Origin of the sequence: Kordia jejudonensis, assembly GCF_001005315.1 — a bacterium.
GTDB lineage: Bacteria > Bacteroidota > Bacteroidia > Flavobacteriales > Flavobacteriaceae > Kordia > Kordia jejudonensis.
In genome coordinates, this window is sequence record NZ_LBMG01000162.1 from 1 (window position 1) to 885 (window position 885).

The 885-nt window shown below is 33.8% G+C and carries 1 protein-coding gene; it reads left to right on the plus strand.

The window, feature by feature from the left end; genetic code table 11:
- The first annotated feature begins 129 nt into the window (after nt 1-129).
- Nucleotides 130-525 carry a hypothetical protein gene (locus AA089_RS23135; RefSeq protein ID WP_046759398.1) on the plus strand — a complete coding sequence of 132 codons (396 nt, stop codon included), beginning with the start codon at nt 130-132 and terminating at the stop codon, nt 523-525.
- The last annotated feature ends 360 nt before the right edge of the window (nt 526-885 follow it).

Consider the following 885-nt stretch of genomic DNA (forward strand, 5'->3'; position numbering starts at 1 on the left):
TGGTTTCCAAAGAAGGCGACAAAATTGTGATCACATCAAACTTTTCGTTAAAACCACAAGACTTTGACATCGATATTCCAAGTATCGTGAGAAATAAAATTGCAAAAGAAATTAACGTAACCTTGAATTATGAGCTTGTCGAAAAAAAGTAAATTCATAATCGGATTGGTGTTGGTCATTGCTATTGGCGGATATCTAGCTTATAGTTATACCTACAAACCGCACACGGCAATTGTAGACATGGAAGTTGCCTTTACGGGAACAGCGAAGGATTTCTTAGAAAAAATCAAGGAAAATCCTGAATCGTGGACACAAGGCGAAAAAGTAGTAGAACTCACAGGTGTCATCACCGCAAAAGATGAAAAAGGCATCTCACTCAACGAAAGTATCTATTTTCAGTTAGAAGAAGGTACTTCTACACAAGCACTTTCAGAAGGGCAAAAAACAAAGCTCATTGGCAGAATCATTGGCTATGATGATTTGTTAGAAGAATTAAAACTCGACAAAGCTATTATTTTAAAATAATTCTGAATAGTTACATGCTTTGTGTATGACGATCTTCAGAAATAATGAGTGAAAAGTGGAACTGCGAAGCGAAGCTTCAAGCATGAAACGTATGAGCGAATGTTGCAAAGCAATTTCCTATAGATCGTCTTGACTTTTTTGGCTTAGCTTGTGCTGAACTTGATTCAGTATTTTTGTGTCAAGACAAAAATGAGCGTTACTAAAAAGTTTTTTAATAATTCATGATGCTACTCTTTTCAAATTAAATAATAAATTTTTACACTAAATAAAAAAACTAAAAACAACAAAATGAAACACTATTATATATTTGCACTTCTATGTTTATGTAATCTAGGCAGTTTGCATGCACAAGACGATTTA